Annotated in this window: 16 protein-coding genes; 6 read left to right on the forward strand and 10 right to left on the reverse strand. The window is 68.9% G+C overall.

All coding sequences use genetic code 11. The features are described 5' to 3' along the window. Nucleotides 1-76: 76 nt before the first annotated feature. Nucleotides 77-1,432 carry a purine-cytosine permease family protein gene (locus KR541_RS15285; protein WP_006484074.1) on the forward strand — a complete coding sequence of 452 codons (1,356 nt, stop codon included), beginning with the start codon at nt 77-79 and terminating at the stop codon, nt 1,430-1,432. Nucleotides 1,433-1,455: 23 nt separating this feature from the next. On the opposite strand, the gene KR541_RS15290 is transcribed toward KR541_RS15285, so the two are convergent. From KR541_RS15290 to KR541_RS15310, 5 genes are all read right to left on the reverse strand, one after another. After that, nucleotides 1,456-2,544, reverse strand: a complete 1,089-nt coding sequence (locus KR541_RS15290; RefSeq protein WP_089488866.1) for a suppressor of fused domain protein — start codon at nt 2,542-2,544, stop codon at nt 1,456-1,458. A 61-nt stretch (nt 2,545-2,605) separates the two neighbouring features. Continuing rightward, nucleotides 2,606-3,331 carry a copper homeostasis protein CutC gene (locus KR541_RS15295; protein ID WP_050014337.1) on the reverse strand — a complete coding sequence of 242 codons (726 nt, stop codon included), beginning with the start codon at nt 3,329-3,331 and terminating at the stop codon, nt 2,606-2,608. Nucleotides 3,332-3,440: 109 nt separating this feature from the next. After that, entirely contained in the window at nt 3,441-3,845 is a 405-nt protein-coding gene (locus KR541_RS15300) for a hypothetical protein (protein ID WP_213345800.1), read from the reverse strand. After that, nucleotides 3,842-4,228 carry a hypothetical protein gene (locus tag KR541_RS15305; protein ID WP_050014335.1) on the reverse strand — a complete coding sequence of 129 codons (387 nt, stop codon included), beginning with the start codon at nt 4,226-4,228 and terminating at the stop codon, nt 3,842-3,844. The genes KR541_RS15300 and KR541_RS15305 overlap by 4 nt, the downstream gene beginning before the upstream one ends. 150 nt (nt 4,229-4,378) lie before the next feature. After that, nucleotides 4,379-5,665: a sensor domain-containing phosphodiesterase gene (locus KR541_RS15310; RefSeq protein ID WP_050014334.1), complete on the reverse strand. Its 1,287-nt coding sequence runs from the start codon at nt 5,663-5,665 to the stop codon at nt 4,379-4,381. A 312-nt stretch (nt 5,666-5,977) separates the two neighbouring features. Here KR541_RS15310 and KR541_RS15315 point away from each other — a divergent pair, with 312 nt between their 5' ends. Both KR541_RS15315 and KR541_RS15320 read left to right on the forward strand, forming a co-directional pair. Beyond that, on the forward strand, nt 5,978-7,645 hold the full coding sequence (locus tag KR541_RS15315; RefSeq protein WP_050014333.1) for a Na+/H+ antiporter: 1,668 nt from the start codon (nt 5,978-5,980) through the stop codon (nt 7,643-7,645). A gap of 378 nt (nt 7,646-8,023) precedes the next feature. Then, nucleotides 8,024-9,445: a glycoside hydrolase family 1 protein gene (locus KR541_RS15320; RefSeq protein WP_089488869.1), complete on the forward strand. Its 1,422-nt coding sequence runs from the start codon at nt 8,024-8,026 to the stop codon at nt 9,443-9,445. A gap of 94 nt (nt 9,446-9,539) precedes the next feature. On the opposite strand, the gene KR541_RS15325 is transcribed toward KR541_RS15320, so the two are convergent. Continuing rightward, complete coding sequence (locus tag KR541_RS15325; RefSeq protein ID WP_216089606.1) at nt 9,540-13,112, reverse strand: indolepyruvate ferredoxin oxidoreductase family protein; 3,573 nt, start codon at nt 13,110-13,112, stop codon at nt 9,540-9,542. A gap of 1,644 nt (nt 13,113-14,756) precedes the next feature. Further along, entirely contained in the window at nt 14,757-15,314 is a 558-nt protein-coding gene (locus KR541_RS15330; protein WP_050014330.1) for a DapH/DapD/GlmU-related protein, read from the reverse strand. A 337-nt stretch (nt 15,315-15,651) separates the two neighbouring features. Between KR541_RS15330 and KR541_RS15335 the strand changes: the two genes are divergently transcribed. Further along, nucleotides 15,652-16,266, forward strand: coding sequence for a glutathione S-transferase family protein (locus KR541_RS15335; RefSeq protein WP_050014345.1), 615 nt, complete (start codon nt 15,652-15,654; stop codon nt 16,264-16,266). 31 nt (nt 16,267-16,297) lie between these two features. Here KR541_RS15335 and KR541_RS15340 read toward each other — a convergent pair whose 3' ends face one another. Both KR541_RS15340 and KR541_RS15345 read right to left on the reverse strand, forming a co-directional pair. Next, entirely contained in the window at nt 16,298-17,266 is a 969-nt protein-coding gene (locus KR541_RS15340) for an ion channel (protein ID WP_050014329.1), read from the reverse strand. A 165-nt stretch (nt 17,267-17,431) separates the two neighbouring features. Continuing rightward, nucleotides 17,432-18,451 (reverse strand): sulfate ABC transporter substrate-binding protein, encoded by a 1,020-nt coding sequence (locus tag KR541_RS15345; RefSeq protein ID WP_050014328.1) that lies wholly within the window; start codon nt 18,449-18,451, stop codon nt 17,432-17,434. Nucleotides 18,452-18,902: 451 nt separating this feature from the next. On the opposite strand from KR541_RS15345, the gene dapA reads away from it, so the two are divergent. Continuing rightward, nucleotides 18,903-19,796: a 4-hydroxy-tetrahydrodipicolinate synthase gene (gene dapA, locus KR541_RS15350; protein WP_050014327.1), complete on the forward strand. Its 894-nt coding sequence runs from the start codon at nt 18,903-18,905 to the stop codon at nt 19,794-19,796. Between the two features lie 3 nt (nt 19,797-19,799). On the opposite strand, the gene KR541_RS15355 is transcribed toward dapA, so the two are convergent. Further along, nucleotides 19,800-20,843, reverse strand: coding sequence for a LysR substrate-binding domain-containing protein (locus tag KR541_RS15355; protein ID WP_050014326.1), 1,044 nt, complete (start codon nt 20,841-20,843; stop codon nt 19,800-19,802). A 105-nt stretch (nt 20,844-20,948) separates the two neighbouring features. Between KR541_RS15355 and KR541_RS15360 the strand changes: the two genes are divergently transcribed. Continuing rightward, entirely contained in the window at nt 20,949-22,229 is a 1,281-nt protein-coding gene (locus KR541_RS15360) for an MFS transporter (protein WP_124630942.1), read from the forward strand. Nucleotides 22,230-22,246 lie beyond the last annotated feature (17 nt).

Here is a 22,246-nt window from a genome sequence, read left to right on the forward strand (position 1 = left end):
GTCGGGGCAACCCCGCGGCTCGCATGGGCCGCGGCCCAGACGTCGTCCGCTGTTTCGCTCATCGAGGAGCACGCTCATGGCCAACCTGGCTCAGGCCCGCACCGACGAGGATCTCGACCTGTCGACGCTCGCCATTCCCGATCACGCACGCATGCCGCCCTTTGCGCTGACGATGGCGTGGTGGGCCGTCTGCAGCGCGGTGTTCTACATCGTCGTCGGTGCGACGCTCGCGCTCACCTACGGCGCGCGCAACGCGCTGATCGGGATGGCGCTGTCGGTCGTCTCGTACGGCATCGTCAATTCGATCATCAGCCGCTACGCGATCCGTACCGGCCTGTCGGTCGCGCTGTTCTCGCGCGTGCTGTTCGGCAGCGCGGGCGCGGCGCTCGCGACGCTGATCTTCTTCGCGACGGCGATCTACTACGCGGTGTTCGAGGGCTCGGTGATCGCGGTCGCCGCGCATCATCAGTTTCCGGCGCTCGACTACAAGTGGGCCGCGCTGATCGTCGTCTGCTACAGCGTGCCGCTCGTGTTCGGCAGCGTGCAGCACTGGCTCGACAAGTTCAACGGCGTGCTGCTGCCGTTCTACCTGTTCGGGTTGCTCGCAGCGGTCGGGCTCGCGACGGCCGAGTACGGCTATCACGCCGCGTGGCTCGATTTCGGGCCGGCGGGCGGCGCCCCGGCCGGCGGCTGGTGGCAGTGCTTCGTCTACTACATGGGCGTATGGGTGCTGATGATGTTCACGTTCGACTACGCGCGCTTCGGCCGCAAGGCCGACGCCCGCTATCACGGCCGCTTCAACTTCGGGATGCCGTTCTACCTCGTCACGTTCCTCGTCAACGGCGCGGCCGGCATCTATCTCGTCAGCACGATTCCCGGGCTCGGCACGCTGTCGGAAGTGTCGGTCGTGCTCGCGCTGCTGAAGCTGATGGGCGTGTGGGGGCTGCTGTTCGTGTGGGTCACGCAGTCGCGCATCAATACCGCGAACTACTACCTCGCGACCGTCAACATGCAGGCGTTCTTCCAGAAGGTCGCGGGGCTGCGCGCGCCGAAATTCGTGTGGGCGGTCGTGGTCGGCGCGGTCGTCTATGCGCTGATGATGGCCGACATCTTCTCGCGGATCCTGCAAGCGCTCGCGTACCAGGGCATCTTCGTCGTCGCGTGGGTCGGCGTCGCGCTCGCGCACATCCTGTCGGCGCGCTACGGGCAGCTCGTCGGCGACGACGTCGAATGCCGCGACGCGCACGTGCCGGTGTTCAATCCGGGCGGCCTGACCGCGTGGTTCGCGGGCGCGTTCGCGGGGCTCGCGCTGAACCAGGCGACCGGGTTCGCCGCGTCGCTGTCGGCGCCGGCCACCTTCGTCGTGTCGTGGCTCGTCTATCGCGCGCTGCTCGGCACCGCGAAGCGGACCTGGTTCGTGCGCAACACGTGACGCGCCGCGGCTCGGCGCCGGCCCTAGCCGATCGTCTGCACCGGATGGCCCTGCGCGTCGCGGATCACCGTCGGCTCGACCCGCCAGCGCACGCCGTCGAGCCCGTCGATCGCATACTCGCCGGCGCGCGGCTTCAGCGTGCGCGCCAGCGCCTGCACCGTCGCGTCGGTGAGCCGCAGCGTCAGCGTGCCGTCTTCGTCGCTCACGCCGTTCGCGTCGCCGCGCACGAACCGCACCGCGCCGTCGTGACCGACGAGGCGAAACGGCCGGTCGAACGGCAGCCGCAGCGGCAGTAGCGTGACGAGTTCGTCGACCTGCCGCGCGCCGACGGTGATCTCGATCACCGGCGCGCGCAGCAGCCGCTTGCGGGTGCCCCAACCGAGCACGTCGGTGAACAGGTAACCGCTCGCCGAGCCGTCGCGCTGCGTGCCCGCGTCGACCTGCTCGCGCACGTCCGCGCGTTCGAGCAGCGACGCGCGGACGAGATCGGTCACCCACAGCGGCATGTGCGGCAGCAGCGTGTCGAGCAGCGCACGCGTGCGCCAGCGCTTCGCGGCGCGTTCCTCGTCGAGCGTCAGCCCGACGACCTGCAGGAACGCGAGACGGCCGTGCGGCGTGTCGATCGCCGGCAGCTCCGGATCGAACGCGAAGCCCATCGAACAGAGCGCCGTATCGGTATCGAGCGCGATCGGGCCGTTGGCCGTCATCCAGTGGCCGTCGTCGAACGCGTTGCCGCTCTGGAACACGTAGCGCGCGAGATTCTGCAGGAAGCTGAACACCCAGCGCGGCGGCTCGTCGTCGCCAGCCACGCACGCGACGCGCATCGTCAGCTCGAAGCCGAAGCCGCTGACGGCCGGATCGTCCGACTCCTTCGCATACAGCTCGCTCAGCCCGTACGTGACGAAATGCCAGTGCGGCACGGGCGCCGCGCGCCGCCACACGCTGATCCCGTCGAGCGGATCGGGGCCGCCGAGCCGCCACTTGACCAGCGTGCCGTAGTGCTTCGGCTCCTGCCCCGGATAAAGGCGCGCGAGCGCGGCGTCGATCGCGTCCCAGCCGGGCGCGGCATCGTCGTCCGCGCCGTCGTGCGTGTCGTGCGTGGCGTCCGTCATGTGGCCCGCTCTCCCCGATGATGTCGTGTCGTGTTTGTGTCGTGCGGTGTTGGAACGTACGTCACACGTGCGACGCCGCGCCGTCGAGCGCCGCGCGCACGCGCTCGACGTGCAGCGCGTCGACGGGCGCGAGCACCTCGCCGCGCGGCCGCACGCCCGAACCGAAATGCACCGCGCGCACGCCGGTCGCGCGCACGAAATCGCCGACCGCGTCGATCGTGAGCCCGGAGCCGGCCAGCACCCTGCAGGTCGTGCCCGCCGCCTGCCGCACGAGCCGCGTGATCGTCGCGACCGCGTCGAGCACCGACGGATGGCCACCCGACGTCAGCACGGACGTGACGGCCGGCACGCGCAGCAGCGCGTCGAACGCGGCGTTCAGATCGCGCGCGACGTCGAACGCGCGGTGGAACGTGAGCGCGCGCCCGTCGGCGGCGGCCGCGATCCGGGCGAGCGCGCCGAGATCGACGTCGCCGCGCGGATCGAGCGCGCCGAACACGACGCCGTTCGCGCCGGCCGCGACTGCCGCGCGCACGTCGCGCTCGATCACGCGCAGGTCGTCGGCGTCATAGACGAACGAGCGGCTGTGCGGACGCACGATCACGTTGACGGGAATCGGCACGGCGGCCACGACGGCCTCGATCAGGCCGACGCTCGGCGTCAGCCCGCCTTCGGTGATCGCGGTCACGAGTTCTAGGCGGTCGGCGCCCGCGCGGGCGGCGACCTTCGCATCGCCGACGGTCGTGGCGATCACTTCGAGGAGAATGGGAGAAGCGGCATGTCGGTTCATGGGCGGCCCGCGAATCGTCTGGACAATTCGCGCATCCTAGCCGAGCCGCGCGACGGACGCCAGCGTGCCGGCCGCCGCAGACTTCAGCCGCGCATTTCAGCCCGGTACGTCAGCCGCGCCGCACGAGCCAGACGCCGACGAGCGCGGACAACGCCGTGACGGCGGTGCCGGGTACGAACCGGAACATGCGCGCGTTGAAGTACGCGCCCTGCTGCTGCATCACGTCGACGATCGCCGGCGTGAGCACGAGCATCGCCCAGCCGATCATCCCGAAGGCGGTGGTCGCGGCCGCGACGAGCAGCACGATGCCCGCGCCGCGCGCACGCGGCCGGAATGCGCCGGCAAACATGCCCGCGGCGAGCAGCACGGCCGACACCGCGAACAGCACGGCGACGAATACGGTCGTCGCGCCCGCCTGACCGACCTTCATGAACGCGACCATCTGCGCGGCGATCACGCAGAAGCCGGCGATCGAGAACAGCACGATCGCCAGCGCGTTGCGCACGACGCTCACGCAACGGCCTGCCGGAAATACGCGGTCGCCGGGCGCCGGAACAGCAGGTAGACGAACACCGCGAACAGCAGGACGCCCGGGATCAGCACTGCGAGCATCGACGCCGGCATGTTGATCAACGAGAACGCGATGCCGAACACGAACGTCACGATATAGGCGTTGCGCGACCATTCGCGCCCCTTGAGGATCGCGATGCCGATCACGACATTCGCGGCCTCGACGATCATGCTGATGCCGAACGTCGCCCACACGGGCAGCAGGTAGTGCGACATCAGCGCCTGGGTGGTCGGCATGCCGATCGAGAACGGCGTATAGACGCAGGTGATCGCGTTGGTCACGATGATGATCCACGCGAGGATGGTCAGCGAAATCGGTCGCTTCATGGCGTTTTCCTTTTATATTCGCCGCCATGGTGGCCCCCGGGACGGCGCGCGCGGTCACGACGGCCGCGGTCGCGCCATTGTCGGGGAAGCGCGCGGCGAACGCAACGGCCGCCCCCGCGCCGTGGGTCGCCGCATCCCGACCGTGTGCCGCTACGCCGCTTGCGCGTCCTCGTCGATCCAGTCGATATCGCCGCACAGCACGCGCTGCGCATCGCCGACGCGCACGGCCACCGACAGCGTCACGCACGGCTGCGCCTCGTTGATCGACAGGTACGGCCGCGTGACCTGCACGCGCCCCGGTTCGGCGATCGCCGAGCGGAAATACGGCCGGCGCAGCCAGTTCGCGCCCTGCGCGTCCGCCAGCGGCGAAAAGCGCGCCTCGGCGAGCGCGCGATCGGCGCGCAGCACGACGTTGCGGCCCGACTGCCGGCCCTGCGCGTCGAGCAGGAAGCAGCGTGCGGCCGCGTCCAGCGCGAGGAAGTTCCAGCACACCTCGTCGAGCGGCTCGCCGCCCGCGAGGCGCTCGGCCGCCCGTTCGAACGCGCGCAGGTACGGTGCGAGCCGCTGCGCGTCGCGCCGCTCGCGCGCTTCGGTCTGCTGACGAAAGCGCTCGGTCAGCTCGCCGATGCAGCCGGTCGCGGCCGCGCTGTCGGGCAGCCCCGGCGCCGGGCGGCCGAAGTAGTAGCCCTGCACGAAATCGGCCTCGCACGACAGCGCGATCTGCGCTTCGTGCTCGGTCTCGATCCCTTCGACGAGCACCAGCTTGCCGGCCTCGTGCAGCAGCGTCACGAGCCCGTGCAGGATCGCGGTGAGCCCCGTGCGGTGCGCCGCGTGCGACAGCATGATCCGGTCGAGCTTCACGATGTCCGGGTTCAGCTGCCAGATCCGTTCGAGGTTCGAGTGACCCGCGCCGAAATCGTCGAGCGCGATCAGGAAGCCGTGCGTGCGGAACTCGCGCACGGCCTCCGCGAGCCGCTCGACGTCCTCCGCGCGCTGTTCGAGCACTTCGAGCACGATGCGCCGCGGCGGCATGCCGAGCCGTTTCAGGTTCGCGAGCAGCGCGGCCGCCTGGAACGGATCGGTGAGCACGCCCGGATGGACGTTGAGAAACAGCCACTCGCGCTCCGCGCCGAGCAGCGCGAAGTTCTCCAGATGCAGCGCCTGCGCGAGCCGGTCGAGCTGCAGCAGTTCGTCCCGGCGCGCGGCTTCGCCGAACACGTCGAGCGGCGACACGGCGCGGTCGAGCGCATCGTGCGCGCGCAGCAGCGCCTCGTAGCCCACCGCACGCTGGTGCGACAGGCTGAATATCGGCTGGAACACGGTCGTGAGCGTCAGGTCGCGGTGCTGCGTCGCCAGCCGTTCCAAGCCCGAGCTCATCTCCCGCTCGAACCGGTACGGCGACGCGGCGGCCGGACGCTCCTGTTGCACGATCGTCATACCTTCCTCCTGGTGATGCAGTCGAACGCGACGTCCGGCGTCCGGCGAAAACGACGAACGGGACGGCGCGCCATGTCATTGGTTGGACCCTCGGTGACCCGGCGCAAGCCGGGCGGCTGCTCTCCCTCAAGCAAGCTCCGTGCGAGGTGCCGACAACCCGTGCGCCATGCGGCTGTGCCGGGCGGCCGCACCACCGTGGCGCGTGTTCGACGCACCATTCCCGTGCGCACGCACCGGCCACTCGAGCGCACCCGTTACGCCGACACGCTACACTCCGTACGATCGTTTCATTCCGCGTTATTCGCCGTCTCGATGGAAATCGTTTTCACAGTCCTCATCCTGCTGCTGACCGTCGCGCTGTCCGGCGCCGTCACGCGTCTCCTGCCGTTGCAACTGCCGCTGCCGCTGATGCAGATCGCGTTCGGCGCGATGCTCGCGTGGCCGAAGCTGAACCTGCACGTCACGTTCGACCCCGAGATCTTCATGCTGCTGTTCATTCCGCCGCTGCTGTTCGCGGACGGCTGGCGGATTCCGAAACGCGAGCTTTACCTGCAGCGCCGCGCGATCCTGATGCTCGCGTTCGGGCTCGTGTTCATGACGGTACTCGCAGTCGGCTACTTCGCGCATTGGCTGATTCCCGAGTTGCCGCTGCCGATCGCGTTCGCGCTCGCGGCGGTGCTGTCGCCGACCGACGCGGTCGCGCTGTCCGGGATCGCCGGCAAGGGTCGCATTCCGCCGCAACTGATGCACATCCTCGAAGGCGAGGCGCTGATGAACGACGCGTCGGGCCTCGTCGCGCTGAAATTCGCGATCGCGGCCGCGCTGACGGGCGTATTCTCGCTGCGCGCCGCGTCGGTCACGTTCGTGATCGTCGCGGCCGGCGGGCTCGCGACAGGCGCGATCGTCGCGTGGCTGTTCAGCGCGCTGTCGACGCGCTTCCTGAATGCCGAGCAGGAAGGCGACCCGGCGCCCGGCATCGTGATGACGCTGCTGGTGCCGTTCGCGGCCTACCTGTTCGCCGAGCACCTCGACCTGTCGGGCGTGCTCGCGGCCGTGTCGGCCGGGATGATGATGAACTACACGAGCTTCTCGCGCAAAAGCACCGTCGCGTCGCGCGTGCGCGCCGAAAGCACGTGGGCGCTGATCGAGTTCGTGTTCAACGGCATGGTGTTCATCATGCTCGGGCTGCAGCTGCCGCACATCATCGGCCGTGCGCTCGTCGACGCGCACCATACGAGCGACGCGCTGGTCGGCCGGATGATCTTCAACGTGTGCGCGATGATGCTCGCGCTGTATGCGATCCGCTTCCTATGGGTGTGGCTGCTGCGCTGGTTCGCGAGCCGCCGCGCCGCGCGCCATGGCCTCGCCGGCACGATGGCCGGCGTGCGCACGATCGCGGTGATGACGGTCGGCGGCGTGCGCGGCGCGGTCACGCTCGCCGGCGTGCTGTCGATCCCGGTCGCGCTGTCCGACGGCGCGCCGCTGCCGGGCCGCGACACCGCGGTCTTCATCGCGTCGGCCGTGATCCTCGGCTCGCTGATCGTCGCGGTGATCGGCCTGCCGCTGCTGCTGCGCGGCGTGCGCTCGTCGCGCAACCCGCTCGGCGACGAGGAGCGCATCGCACGCTCGGCCGCCGCGCAGGCCGCGATCCGCGCGATCGATGCGTCGCACGACGCGATCTCGACCGATCTCGACGAATCGGGCGCGGCGCGCTGCGCGGACATCTCCGCACGCGTGATGGATCAATACCGCCGACGGCTCGCCGCGCTGGCCGACGATGGCCCCACGCCGCGCGCGGAAGCGAAGCAGGCCGAAACGATGGAGCTGCAGATGCGGATCGCGGCCGTGCGCGCGGAACGCTCGGCGCTGTACCGGCTGCGCGGCGACAGCAAGATTTCCGACGAGACGCTGACGAAGCTGATTCGCGAGATCGACCTGTCGGAAACCGCGCTGTCGACGCGCAAGAAAGGGATCGTCTGACAGTAAGGCAGCGCGGTGCGCCGACCGTGCAGCCGCGTGTGAAGCCCCTGCCTGCCGGCAGCCCGAGGCCGAGCCCCGTGTCATACGGCGCTCGGCCTCGTTGTTTTGGCCGATGCATGCGCGGCGCGGTCTTCAGCAGCTTTCAAAAAAATTAAACAATACATCCTTATTATTTTCTGCACGCCGACGCGATACCGATTCCCGCTCGTGCGTCGAGACGATCGACGCCATGCAAATCGGTCTCGTCACGCGTCATCGCTAACCGGGGCCGCGCGGAATCGTTGATGCGATGCATGCGAAGTGTCCCCGGCTCCATGCCCATTTAATTGCTCTCCTAATCAAAATGCGCACGTCATTCCGCGCGAAACGACCGAACCCATGATCAAACCCCTCTCGCTCCAGAGCCGGCGACGCTTTCTCGCACAAGGCGCCGCCGCCCTCGGCAGCGGCATGCTGTCCGCCTGCGGCGGCGATTCGATCGACTCCGCGGACGCATCGGCCCGCTTCGCCAACGATTTCGTGTGGGGCGTCGCCACCGCCGCGCCGCAAATCGAAAGCCGAGACGGCCGAGGCCGAAGCAACTGGGATGTGTTCGCCGACCAGCCCGGCACGATCGCCGACGGCTCGACGAACGCACGCTGCATCGAATTCGAGCAACGCTACCCGGGCGACTTGTCGCTGCTCGCGAACGCGGGCGTCCGGGCGTTCCGTTTCTCGACCGCATGGCCGCGCGTGCAGCCGGACGGCGCCGGCACGCCGAGCGAAGCGGGGCTTGCCACCTATGACCGCATGGTCGATGCGATGCTGGCGCGCAACCTCACGCCGTACCTGACGTTGTTTCACTGGGACATCCCCGTATGGGCCGGCGATTTCCGCGACCGCGACATCGCGTACCGGCTAGCCGACTACGCGCAGATCGTGGCGCGCCGCGTCGGCGATCGCGTCAAGCACTGGATGATGCTGAACGAACCGAACGGCGTCGCGCTGTCGGGCTACGCGTACGGCGCATCGCCGCCGCGTGCGCAGTCGATGGGGGCGATGTTCGCCGCGATCCACCATCAGAATCTCGCGCAGGGATTGATGTTCCAGGCCGTGCGCGCGAACGTGCGGGGCGCCGCGCAGATCGGCACGACGATCAGCGGGCGGCCCGTCCTCGCGGTGACGAATTCGGCCGCCGACCAGGCCGCCGCCGCGCAGTTCGATGCGATCTGGCATCGCGCGTTTCTCGATCCGCTGTACGGCAAGGGCTATCCGGCAGAGCTGCAGACGGCGCTGGCGCCGCTCGTCCGGCCGGGCGACATGACGACGATCGCCGCGAACCCGGATTTTCTCGGCGTGCAGTATTACAACTGCTTCTACGTGAAGGCCAACGCCGGCGGCACGGGTTTCACGCTGGCCGCCAGCCCGGCAAACGAAATCCAGACGATGGGCTACCCGGTCGAGCCGTACGGGATGTCCGAGATGCTGCTGCGCGTCCACCGCGACTATGGCGCACCGCGCATCCTCGTCACCGAGACCGGGTTCGCGATCGCCGAACCCGCGCCAAGCGGCGGTTTCGTCGACGACGGCCCGCGCATCGACTATCTCGCGCGCTATCTGAACGCCGCGCACGATGCGTATCGGCAGGGCGTCCGCCTGGGCGGACTGTTCTGCTGGGCCGGCATGGACAGCTGGGAATGGTCGAGCGGCTTCGCGAAGAAATTCGGGCTGGTCCACGTCGACCCGGCAACGCAGGAACGCCTGCCGAAACGCAGTCTCGCGTACTACTCGCGCTGCATCGCCGGCAATCGCGTCGCGTAGGCGGCAAGAGCGACGCGGGCGAGGATGCCGCGAGCCGACGCGCCCGCCAGCCGTCGCGTGGCGCGGCACCCGATTGCCGCGCCGCGCGTTCGCGTTACTTCGCGACGACGACCGGAATCCCCTTCAGCATCCCCGCGCCCTTCATCTCGTCGAGCGCGTGCTGAACGGCCGCGCTCGTCGCCGCGTCGATGCCGAGCTGCAGCGCGAGCTCGCGTTCCGTGCGCTTCACGCCGGCCAGGTTGCGCACCTTCACGTGGCCGAAGCCGCGTACGCGCGCGTGCAGGTCGGCCAGTTGCACGACCTGCGCCGCATTGCCGGCGGTCAGCACGGCGAGCGCACGCGTGAGCGTGGTCTCGTAGTCGTCGGCCAGCGCGCGCTCCATCTTCCGCTCGACCGTGCGGCCGAACGGATCGAGCCACGTGCCGCGCAGGCTGCGCACGCGCGCGAGCATGCCGAGCACCGGCCACATCCACTGGCCGAACACGCGCTTCTTCGGCGTGCTGCCGTCGCTGCCGGCCTTCGCGACCGTCGGCGGCGCCAGGTTGAACTTCACGCGGTACGTCTGCCCCGGCACGCCTTCGAACTGCGCTTCGAGCGCCGTGCGGAATGCGTCGTCCGTGTACAGCCGCGCGACTTCGTATTCGTCCTTCACCGCGAGCAGCCGGTAGAACGTCGTCGCAACCGCGCGCGTCAGCGCGTCGTCGCCCTTCGCGCGCGCCACGTTCACCAGTGCCCGATAGCGCTCGACGTAGCGCGCACCGCCGTACGCGTCGAGACGCGCCTCGCGATCGGCGATCAGCTCGGCGAGCGTCTCCGGCGCCACGTGGGCGGCCACCGCGTGACGTGCGTTCCACAACGCATCGAGGCCCGCCGCGTCGCCGGCCGCCATCCGGCCGATCGAGAACGCGAGCTTGTTCATCGGCACCGCGACGTTGTTCAGCTCGATCGCGCGCATCATCGCGGCGAGCGACACCGGCACGAGGCCGAGCTGCCACGCGTAGCCGAGCATCAGGATGTTCGCGCCGATCGAATCGCCGAGGAACTTCGCGGCGAGCGCCTGCGCGTCGCAGCTCGACAGGTAGCCGTCGCCGGCCGCGTGGCGCATCTTCTCGAGCAGCGCATCCGCATGCAGGTTCGCGTCGGGGTTCTGCACGAATGACGCGTTCGGGATCCGGTGCGTGTTGACGACGATCCGCGTGCGCGCGTGACGCACCGTCTGCAGCGCCTCGGCGCTCGCCCCGACCACCATGTCGCACGCGAGCAGCACGTCGGCCTGCTGCGTATCGATGCGCACCTGGTTCAGCCAGCGGTCGCTCGACGCGATCCGCACGAACGACAGCACCGAGCCGCCCTTCTGCGCGAAGCCCATGAAGTCGAGCACCGACGCGCTCTTGCCTTCGAGGTGCGCGGCCATGCTGATCAGCGCGCCGACCGTCACGACGCCCGTGCCGCCGACGCCCGTCACGAGCATGTCGAACGGCGCCGCGTCGAGGTGCGTGGCCGGCACCGGCAGCGCGTCGACGCGCGCGGCGAGCGCCGCTTCGTCGAACGCCGCGCCAGCGGCCTTCTTCAGCGCCGCGCCTTCGACCGTCACGAAGCTCGGGCAGAAGCCGTTCACGCACGAATAGTCCTTGTTGCACGACGACTGGTCGATGCGGCGCTTGCGGCCGAGCGGCGTCTCGAGCGGCTCGACCGACAGGCAGTTCGACTGCACGCCGCAGTCGCCGCAGCCTTCGCACACCGCGTCGTTGATGAACAGACGCTTGTCCGGGTCGGGGAATTCGCCCTTCTTGCGGCGGCGGCGCTTCTCGGCCGCGCAGGTCTGGTCGTAGATCAGCACGGTGACGCCCGGCGTCTCGCGCAATTCGCGCTGCACCGCATCGAGTTCGCTGCGGTGATGGAACGTCGTGCCGGTCGGGAACTGCCCGTGATGGCCGTCGTACTTCTCCGGTTCGTCGGACACGACGACGAAGCGCGACACGCCTTCCGCCTCGACCTGCCGCGCGATCTGCGGCACCGAGATGCTGCCGTCGACCGGCTGGCCGCCCGTCATCGCGACCGCGTCGTTGTAGAGGATCTTGTACGTGATGTTCGCTTTCGCGGCGACCGCCTGGCGGATCGCGAGGATGCCCGAGTGGAAGTAGGTGCCATCGCCGAGGTTCTGGAACACGTGCTTCGTGTTCGTGAACATCGCGTGCGCGGCCCAGTCGACGCCTTCGCCGCCCATCTGGATCAGGCCGGTGGTGTCGCGCTCCATCCACGACGCCATGAAGTGGCAGCCGATGCCGGCCTGCGCGATCGAGCCTTCGGGCACCTTCGTCGACGTGTTGTGCGGGCAGCCCGAGCAGAAGTACGGCGTGCGCTTCACCGCATCGGCCTCGTTCGACAGGATCTGCGGCGCGACGAGATCGACGACGCGCTCGCGGCGGTCGAGCGCCGGCTTGTGCCGCGCGAGCCAGTCGGCGAACACCGGCAGGATGCGCGACGGACGCAGTTCGCCGAGTTCGGACAGCAGGCACGCGCCCGCCGCATCGTGCTTGCCGAGCACGCGCGGGCGCGCGCCTTCGGTGCGGTTGTACAGGTAATCCTTGATCTGCTGCTCGATCACCGGCCCCTTTTCCTCGATGACGAGCACTTCCGACAGACCGTCGACGAAGGTTTCGATCCGTGTCATTTCGAGCGGATACGACAGGCCAACCTTGTAGATTCGCACGCCGGCCGCGTCGAGATCGGCGACCGTCAGGTCGAGGCGGCGCAGCGCTTCCATCAGGTCGAGGTGCGCCTTGCCGCAGGTGACGATGCCGACGTTCGCGTGCGTGCTCGGCGCGATCCACTTGTCGATGCTGTTGGCACGCGCGAAATGGCGGACCGCGTCGAGCTTCGCCGCGAGGCGCGCCTCGATCGTGAGGCTCGGCAGGTCGGGCCAGCGGTTGTGCAGGCCGCCCGCCGGCGGCGTGAAGCCTGCCGGCGCCGGCCAGCGCGTCTGCAACGCATCGAGGTCGACGGTGGAGCCGGACTCGACCGTTTCCGAGATCGCCTTGAAGCCGACCCATGCGCCCGAGTAGCGCGACAGTGCCCAGCCGTACAGGCCGAATTCGAGCATGTCGGCGATGTTCGACGGGTTCACGACCGGCATGTGCCACGCCATCATCGCGAAGTCGCTCTGGTGCGGCATCGACGACGACACGCAGCCGTGATCGTCGCCGGCGACGACCAGCACGCCGCCATGCGGCGACGAGCCGTACGCGTTGCCGTGCTTCAGCGCGTCGCCCGCGCGATCGACGCCCGGGCCCTTGCCGTACCACATCGCATACACGCCCTCGACCGTGCGTTCGGGGTCGGCCTCGACCCGCTGCGTGCCGAGCACGGCCGTGCCGCCGAGTTCCTCGTTGATCGCGGGCAGGAAGTGCACGCCGCTCGTGTCGAGGAGTTTCTTCGCCTTCCACAGCTGCTGGTCGACCATCCCGAGCGGCGAGCCGCGGTAGCCGCTGACGAAGCCGGCCGTGTTGAGACCTTGCTCGGTATCGACCGTGCGCTGCATCAGCAGCAGGCGGATCAACGCCTGCGTGCCGGTCAGGAAGATCCGGCCGCGCGTCGCGGTCAGGTTGTCGGTCAGGCGGTAGTCGGACAGGGCGGGCGGGCCGTCGACGGGCAGGCGGGCGGTCATGTGGGGAAGTCTCCGGATTGTGCTGTTGTGCTGTTCTCGGCCGTGCGCGGCGGGCGCCGGGTGACGCATGAGTGCGGCAGCGAATAGCTCTATTTTTTCGCGCGCCGCCGAGAATGTTTTTTCTCATCTTGCTCGGACCGGCGTGCGGTGAGAAAAACTGTGCAGCTTTTTAGCGGGATTTGAGAGAGTTTTCGCGCGGGGTGCCGGAGTGGGATGGGTCGGTGCTTCGCAGCGGTCGGGCAGTCTGGCGGAAAAGGCGGCGCGGGCCGTCAGGCGCGCAGCTTGGCCGGAGAATGCCGCTCGACGCCCGTGCGACAAGGGTTTCAGCGGCATCGGACCATCACTCTCACCATTGAAATGCACAGGGTTCCGATTGATCGGCGGCGACGGATGTCCACAATGTCGCGCCCTTCGGCCGACCGGGCTCGCGCGCTCACCGTTCGATTGCACAGCGTTTCGAGTGGCGTCGGGGGCGGGATGTCCACATCCGGAATCGGCATGCAGGGCACTCGGGGCAGCGACGCTCACCGTTGAAATTCACAGCGCGGCAAGTGGGTTGCGGCGGTGGATATCCACATGGGAAATCGCGCGTTTCGTCGGTCCGACTTTCGCACTCACCGTTCGAATACCCTGGGCTTCGACTGGCTGCGGTGGCAGTTGTCCACGTCCGGATCTGCATTGCCTCGTGACCATCCGCGCACCCTCACCGTTGAAAACCACAGCGCTTCGAGTGTTTGAGTGGGCTGGATATCCACATGGACGGGCGCTCCCCGATGTATGGCAAAGGCACGCTTCGAAGGGTACCGACGACGGGCAATCCATGCCGGAAGCGGCTCATCACCCGATCGGGCGCCGATGCTCACCGTCGAAATACACAGTGCCGCGAGTCGTTTCGGCGGACGGATATCCACACGAGCATGCACATCGTCGTTGCTCCCGCTCTTGCGCTCGAACCTGACAGAAACACCGTTTCGCGCGGCATCGGCGGTCCAACGGCCGCATCCTGACGGGCTGCACGCCGATCGCGAGCTGACGCTCACCATTGAATTACACAGCGTGCCGAGTCGCTGGAGAAGGCGACCGGCGCATCGAAATCCGCACGTTGCGAACCGCGCGCCTGCGCTCACCGTTAGAATGCACAGCCCTTCGATTGGGGGCCGGAGCCGGATATCGACGTCGCGCGGCCCGGAGGTGATGGTCACGCATTCACGCCATTCGGCTAGAATGCGCGTCGCCCCGAGCCACGGCAACGGCTGGAAACCCACGCCAGTGCGGGCGCACCGCCAGATCGGGCGCGACACTCACCGTTGAATTTCACAGCATTTCGCTTCGTCTTGCCGCGAGTTGTCCACAACCCGCTTGATGTCTCGCGCACCGTCCGGTCTCCTCACCTGTGAAAACCACAGGTCGCCGACTCGTTTCGATGCCCGGATATCCACAACCGGGCGCACGACCAGATCTTCATCTGCCGATCGACGGACGACCCGGCGCGCGACAACCGCGAAATGCCGCAATGGCTTGTCCGGACGGCCTCAGCGGCACACTCACCGTTCAAATGCACAGCGTTTCGACTCGCTCTGGCGGAGGGTTGTCCACATCCCTCCGTCGACGCTTCATCACGCCGGCACGCGGGCCCGGGCGACTTTATTCCGCAATCGCTCGAATGATCTTCGCCGGATTGCCGCCGACCAGCGTATTCGGCGGAACGTTCCGGGTGACGACGGCTGCGGCCGCGACGACCGCGTTCTCGCCGATCGTCACGCCGCCGATGATCGTCGCGCCCGCGCCGATCCATACGTTGCGGCCGATCACGATCGGCTTCGCGACCACGCAATCGCGCCGCCGCGAAGGCTCGACCGGATGGCCGGACGTGATCAGGCTGACGTTCGGGCCGATCATCACGTCGTCGCCGATCTCGAGCCCGCCCAGGTCGTAGAACGTGCAGTTCTGGTTGACGAACACGTTGCGCCCGACCTTCATGCCGGTGCCGCCCGTTGCGTAGAACGGCGGGATCAACGTGAAACCGTCGTCAACCTGCGTGCCGATCAGTTCACCGAACAATGCGCGTACGTCCGCCGCATCGTCGAACGTCAGGCGGTTGAGCCGCGCAGTGATCGCCATTGCTCGTTGAACCTCGGCCACCATGGCCGCCGATTCGGGCGTTCTGCGCGGAATGATCGTGATGCGGTCGTCGTTTGCCATGCGTGAGAGGGGCTCCGGTGAGTGCGGCGTTGGGTGATGCGTCGGCGATCGCGGACGGCGATTGCGTTCCTCTGTGCGGGTACGACCGAACGGGTCGGGCATAGCGTAGTCATGCGGATTTACGCCGGGGATTTCGATGAATTTTCATCACTAGTTTTTATATAACTAGTTACCCACTGAACGCCCATTGTGCAAGGCGCTACGCGGTATTTCGCCCGATTCACCGGATGCAATCGAACCGGACGCCCCCCGCCGCGCGCCCCTGTCCCAACCTCCTGCGCTCGGGTACGCTTGAGCATCCACCGGATCGACACCTGCACCCAAACGCGGAGGCATGATGAAGCTCTACTACTGGCCGAAGACCCGGGCATTCCGGGCGCTGTGGATGCTCGAGGAAATCGGCGTGGTGTACGAACTCGTGCCGATCGACCTGCGCTCGCACGAACAGGGCAGCGATGCGTTCGTGCAGGTCAACCCGATGGCCAAGCTGCCCGCGCTCGACGACGGCAGCGCGCCGTTCGCCGAATCGGGCGCCGTGCTGCTCTATCTCGCCGACCGCTGCTCGGCTGCCGGGCTCGGTGTCGCGCCCGACGATCCGCTGCGCGGCCGGTTCCTCCAGTGGATGTTCTTCACGCCGACCTGCCTCGAACCGGCGATGGCCGAGAAATTCACCGGCGCGTCGGGCAACCCCGTCGCGTTCGGCTGGGGCAACATCGCGCGCGTGCAGCGCGCCCTCGCGCAAGCGCTCGCCCATAGCCGCTGGCTCGTCGGCGAACGCTTCACCGCCGCCGACCTGCTGCTCGCGAGCACGCTGAAGATCGCGTTCGACGCGCATCTGCTGCCGCACGAAGGCGTGCTCGGCGACTACGTCGCGCGCGCCGAGGATCGCGACGCGTTCCGCCGCGCGGTCGCGATCGAACAGCGCGAAGCGGCGCGCCTGCTGCACGCGTGACGCGCAGCGGGGCCGCACCCGCCGCCCTCGATCACGCCTGCCCGACGGGCCCCGGCGCCGACGTGTCCGCGTCGATCACCACGCCCGGCGAACCGCGTTCGTCGGTGTCGTCGTCGATCGGCACGACTTCATGAAAATGCGTGTAATCGATGTGCGTGATGCCGTCCTCGTCGTGCATCAGGTCGACATAGCGGTGGCGCCAGCGGATCTCGCCATGCGCCCACGCATGACGCGCCTGCATGACCTGCGCGGTGGTCTCGTCCGAACCCTCGATCGTGATCAGCAATTGCGCGTCGCGCGCGGCGAGCGATTCGGGCGTCTCGCCGAACAGCGCGCTCGACTCGTCGATCACGTGCATCAGGTTCCAGCCGAGCAGGAAGATCGGATGCTCGTTGCGCACGAGCGGCAGGTCGTGAATCTTGCGCAGCGCGTAGCCCTCGTGCGTGCCTTCGACGCGCATCAGCCGCAGTTTCGCCTGCGCCTCGGCAATCACGTTCTGGCGGGCATTCGCGGCGCGCACCATCAGCGTCATCCGGCCGTTCAGCGGCCGCACGATCGCGTTGCGCGCGAACAGGATCTTCGCCTGCGGCCGCGAAAACCGCGCGAACACGAGCCCCGTGGCCAGCGCGATGCTCGACATCCCGACGAAGATCTCGAACGTCGCGACGAGGTGCGCATAGACCGTCTGCGGATGCATGTCGCCGTAGCCGACGGTCGCGAGCGTCTCGACGCTGAAGAAGAATGCACCGCCGAAGCCGGGCGGCGCCTGGTTCGCGATCGGCTCATGGCCGAGCAGATAGAGCATCGCGAAGCCGCTGTTGAGCAGCAGGAACAGCACCGCGAGCGACAGGAAGAACACGGGCCAGCTCACCGTCAGCGCGCGGTGATAGAAGTCGCGCCAGCCGAGCGGCGGCATCCCGTACGCGATCACCGGGCGGGTGCCCGACCAGATCTTGCGGCCACGGCCGCGGGAGGCTGGGGAAGACGAATCGACGTTCATCGCGCGGCGCCGGTTGCAGGAAGGCGATGAGCGTAGCACGCGCGGCGGTGGCCGGGAATGCAGGCCGCTTCGGAACCGGAAGCCGCCGCGCAGCCGCAAAAAAAGCCGGCCGCACGAGCGGCCGGCTAAATCGTCATGCGGGGTCGCGCGTGGCGCGCGCCGCGATCACTTCCGGTCGACGATCACCTGGTCGAACGTGCCGCCGTCGGCGAAATGGGTCTTCTGCGCGTTCGCCCAGCTGCCGAAGACCTGCTCGACGCTGAACGTCTTCAGCGCCTTGAACTCGGCCGCATGCTTCTTCAGCACGGCCGCGTCGCGCGGGCGCAGATGGTGCTGCGCGATGATCTCCTGCGCTTCCGGCGTGTACAGGTAGTCGAGATACGCCTGCGCGACCTTGCGCGTGCCTTTCTTGTCGACCACCTTGTCGACGACCGCGACGGGCGGCTCCGCGAGGATGCTCGCCGACGGATACACGGCGTCGAACTGCGCGCCCGATGCGCCCGTGTCCATCAGCGCGACTTCGTTCTCGAACGTGACGAGCACGTCGCCGATGCCGCGCTGCGTGAACGTCGTCGTCGCGCCGCGGCCGCCCGAATCGAGCACCGGCACGTTGCGGAAGATCGCCTTCTCGAAGTCGAGCGCCTGCGGGTCGGTCGCGCCCTTCTGCTTCTGGAAGCCCCACGCGGCGAGATACGCATAGCGGCCGTTGCCCGACGTCTTCGGGTTCGCGATGATCACCTGCACGCCCGGCTTCGCGAGATCGCTCCAGTCCTTGATCGCCTTCGGGTTGCCCTTGCGCACGAGGAACACCATCGTCGTCGAGTACGGCGAGCTGTTGTCCGGGAAACGCGCGCGCCAGTCCTTCGGCAGCAGCTGGCCGCGCTCGGCGAGCAGGTCGATGTCGTTCGGCTGGTTCATCGTCACGACGTCGGCCTGCAGCCCCTGCAGTACCGACAGCGCCTGCGCGCTCGACGCGCCGTGCGACTGCTTGATCGTGACCGTCTCGCCGGTCTTCTGCTTGTAGGCCGCGGCAAAGCTCGCGTTGATGTCCTTGTACAGCTCGCGCGTCACGTCGTACGACACGTTCAGGATCGACGTGTCCGCGTGCGCGGCCGTCGCCGCCACGACCAGCGCCGCCGCCGCGCCCGTGTGCAGCCAGCGACCGATCCCCTTGATGCTTGCCATCGTGATATGCCCCGTTTCCAGTGGTGGTGAATGTGCGTGACCGCCCGCGTACGCGCTGTCATCGAAACGTAAGCGGGCATTCTAGCGGCCGGCCGCGGCGCGCCTTCCAATCAGTCGTGGAAAGCAAATCTCGAAACATGCTAAACGACGGCCGGGGCTCGCGCGCGCCGCCGCCCCGGTGTTAAGATCGCCGCTCAGCCCACTCACGGTTCATCCATGTCCGCTTTCCTGCGCTCGCCCTCGATCCTCGCCGCCGTCGCGGCAGGTGCGCGCGCGGCCGGGCTGAAACTGAAAAAACGACTCCTCGACTGACGGGGACGTCGCGTCCCGTCAGGCGAATGCCGGACGGGATGCCCGCAGGTCGTTTCTTTCTCCTTGCTCGCACGCCTCGCTCCGGCACTCCGCCGGCGGAACGGTTCCTTCCCACTCCGTTTCCACCATGAGGCTTTGCATGAACACACGTTTCGAAGGTATCTGGCTGCCGATCATCACGCCGTTCCACCACGGCGAAGTCGACCATGCCGCGCTCGCGCGACTCGCGCGCCACTATGCGGCCGCAGGCATCGCGGGCTTCGTCGCGGGTGCGACGACCGGTGAAGGCGTGCTGCTCGACGCGCGCGAACAGGACGCGGTGTTCGCGACGCTGCGCGACGCGGCGCCCGGGCTGCCGATCGTCGTCGGGCTGACCGCGAGCGCGACGCATTTCGCGGCCGCCCGCGCGCGCGAACTCGCGGCGTTGCGGCCCGACGGGCTGCTCGTCACGCCACCCGTCTACGTGCGGCCGACGCAGGACGGCATCCGCCGCCATGTCGAAGCGATCGTCGACGCGGCCGACCTGCCGGTGCTCGTCTACAACATCCCGTACCGCACCGGCGTGAACGTCGAACTGGACACGCTGCAGGCGCTCGCCCGCGATCCGCGCGTCGCGGGCATCAAGGAATGCGGCGGCACGCTCGACCGGATGAGCCGGCTGGTACACGACACGCCGCTCGCGATCCTGTCCGGCGACGACAACCAGAACTTCGCGGCGATGTGCGCGGGCGCGCACGGCGCGATCGCGAGCAGCGCGCACGTGCTGCCCGAATGGCATGTGCGGATTCACGCGTGGCTGCGCGACGGGCGGCTCGCCGACGCGCGGCGCCTGTCGGTCGCGCTGCAGCCGCTCGTCGCGGCGCTGTTCGCGGAACCGAACCCGGCGCCGGTGAAGGCCGTGCTCGCCGCGCAAGGATGGTGCGAGGACGGGTTGCGGCTGCCGTTCGTGCCGGCGAGCGACGCGTTGCGGGCGCGGTTGGAGAAGCTCTGTGCGGGGCTCGAGGCGATCGAGCCGGACGCCGCCGCGGCATAGGAATCACGCGGCAAGCGCCTGCTCCGTCGCTCCCCGCACCGCCTGCGTCACGATCCGCGCGAGCCGCTCGACCGTCGGCGTCGCCGCCGACGTGCGTCGCAGCAGGATCAGCGGCAAGCTCGGCAGCGCCGGCAGCCCGCACGACGCGGCATCCAGCACGCGCACCGACGCGGGCAGCCCGTAATGCGAGCGCACCGTCAGCCCGAGGCCGGCCGCCGCGGCCGCCCATAGCCCGGCCAGGCTCGGCGTCGTGAACGCGACGCGCCACGGCACGCCGGTGCGGTCGAGCGCATCGGTCGCCGCGCCGAAGAACCGGCACGGCCGGTCGAACACGACGAGCGGCAACGGCTCGTCCGTCCCCCGCACCGCACGACCGCCCGCTTCGCCGACACCGCCCTCCCCACCCGCATCCCCGCCGCCATCCGGCATCCCGACACCCCCGCCCGCCACCGCGCCGATCCATTGCATCGGCACGTGCGCGATCGCTTCGCCGTCGATCCCCGCCCGCGACACGAGCGCCGCCGACGCCGGATCGCCCCACACGAGCGCCAGATCGAGCTGGTTCGCATCGAGCCGGTCGAGCAGGTCGGCATTGCGCGCCACGCGCGCCTCGATCTTCACCTTCGGATGCGCGCGCGCGAACCGCCCGAGCACGTCCGGCAGGATCGCCTCGCCGAAATCCTCCTGCAGCCCCACCCGTACCCAGCCGTCGAGCTTCACGCCGCGCACGGCCGCGGCCGCCTCGTCGTTCAGCTCGATCATCCGCCGCGCGTAGCGCAGCATCGCGTCGCCGGCGTCGGTCAGCGCGAGCCCGCGCCCGGCTTTCACGAACAGCGGCGTGCCGGCCTGCTCCTCGAGCTTGCGGATCTGCGCACTCACCGCCGACGACGAGCGCGCGACGCGGTCGGCCGCCTTCGCGAAACTGCCGAGATCCACGCCCGCGACGAGGCTGCGCAACGCCGCGACGTCGAAGTTGGGCCGCGCCAGCGCCGCGTCGGCGCCCGCGAGCGGCTCGCCGCCGTCGCGCGCAATGTCGTGTTCGGGCATCTCAATCATCCTGATTTATCGAACGATTCATCAAAAACTTTCCGATTTTCAGGATGAATGTAGGCCGCCAGACTGTGGACGTCAACTTCGAATCGGGCCTCCGTCATGGATACCTCGTGCATCGCTTCCCCCTCTTCGACTGCCCGCGACGTGCGCGGGCCGGCCCATCGCTGGCGCGTGCTGGGCGCCGGCGTCGCCGCGAACCTGAGCTTTTCGGCTGCCGCGGCCGGCATTCCGACCACGGCCGTCTGGATGCGCTCGGCCTACCACCTCGACAACGGCGCACTCGGCCTCGTGCTTGGCGCGCTCGGCTTCGGCGTCGCGCTGTCCGAGCTGCCGTGGGGCATCGCCGCCGACCGCTTCGGCGATCGCCGCGTGCTGCTGACCGGGCTCGTCGCGACGGCCGCGATGCTCGCGCTGATGATGTGCACGATCGCCCCGACCGCGCACGCGGTGCCGCCGCTGATGCGGGTCGTCGCGGCCATGGGCTGCGTCGGGCTGCTCGGCGGCAGCGTGAACGGGTCGAGCGGGCGCGCGGTGATGCGCTGGTTCGGCGAGCGCGAACGCGGGCTCGCGATGAGTATCCGCCAGACGGCCGTGCCGCTCGGCGGCGGCCTCGGTGCGGCGCTGCTGCCGTCGCTCGCGTCGCATGCCGGCTTCGCCGCGGTGTTCGGTGCGCTGATGCTGCTGTGCGCGGGATCGGCGGCGCTCACCTGGCGCTGGCTGCACGAGCCGCCCGCCGCGCCAGCCCCGGCGCACGTCGCCACGTCCCTAGCCACGCCGCTCGCCGTGCCACAGCCGCAGCCCGCCGGCCACGCGCGCAACCCGCTCGCGAGCGGCCCGGTGTGGCGCATCGTGCTCGGCATCGGCCTGCTGTGCGCGCCGCAGTTCGCGGTGCTCACGTTCGCGACGGTGTTCTTGCACGACTTCGGCCGGCTCGGCCTCGCCGGTATCAGCACGGCGATGGTCGCACTGCAGCTCGGCGCGATGGTGATGCGCGTCTGGAGCGGCCGCCATACCGACCGGCACGGCAACCGGCGCGCGTACCTGCGCGGTTCCGTGTTCGTCGCGGCCGGGTCGTTCACGTTGCTCGCGGCCGCGACGGCCGGCAGCCCGCATGTGCCGCTCGCCGCGATCGTCGCGATTCTCGTGTTCGCCGGCGTGTGCGTGTCGGCATGGCACGGCGTCGCGTACACCGAGCTCGCGACGCTCGCGGGTGCGAACCACGCGGGCACCGCGCTCGGGATGGCCAACACGGTCGTCTACCTCGGCCTGTTCGCGACGCCGCTCGCGATTCCGCCGCTGCTCGCCGCGACTTCTTGGAGCGTGGTGTGGCTCGCCGCGGCGTTGATCGCCGCCGCGACCTACCCGCTGTTCGCGCGCTGACGGGCGCGCGCGGCGGC

It is taken from the genome of Burkholderia sola (genome assembly GCF_905400185.1).
Classification (GTDB): Bacteria; Pseudomonadota; Gammaproteobacteria; order Burkholderiales; family Burkholderiaceae; genus Burkholderia; species Burkholderia sola.